Source organism: Halomonas borealis, assembly GCF_004798905.1.
Classification (GTDB): domain Bacteria; phylum Pseudomonadota; class Gammaproteobacteria; order Pseudomonadales; family Halomonadaceae; genus Halomonas; species Halomonas borealis.
The window spans coordinates 1-458 of the sequence record NZ_SDMO01000031.1 but is presented as its reverse complement, the minus strand read 5'-3'; the positions used below and the strand labels follow the sequence as shown (position 1 = coordinate 458).

The 458-nt window shown below is 41.9% G+C and carries 1 protein-coding gene; it reads left to right on the top strand.

Annotated features, from left to right (window positions below):
- Positions 1-458: MBL fold metallo-hydrolase (locus ETC07_RS16075; RefSeq protein WP_136249322.1), on the top strand; the 458-nt coding region annotated here is incomplete at both ends.

The window sequence follows — 458 nt, the reverse complement described above, 5'->3', positions numbered from 1 at the left end:
ATATTGTCGACAATATCGACCGTATCAAAGGGCTCTTCATTACACATGGACACGAGGATCACATCGGTGGTATTCCCTTCTTGCTTAAGCAAGCGAATATCCCTATTTATGCAGGTCCGTTATCACTTGCTTTAATTCGTGGAAAATTGGAAGAACACGGGCTTTTGCGTGATGCAAAACTCTTTGAAATTCATGCGGACAGCGAAATTAAATTTAACAACTTAAGTGTTAACTTTTTCCGTACAACTCACTCCATTCCAGAACCTTTGGGTATTGTTGTGGAAACACCTCAAGGTAAAGTTGTAGCCACAGGTGACTTCAAGTTTGACTTTACGCCTGTTGGTGAGCCCGCTGATTTACATCGTATGGCGGCTCTTGGTGAAGAAGGTGTTTTGCTTCTTCTCTCTGACTCAACCAATGCCGAAATTCCAATCTTCTCTCACTCTGAAAAAGTTGTT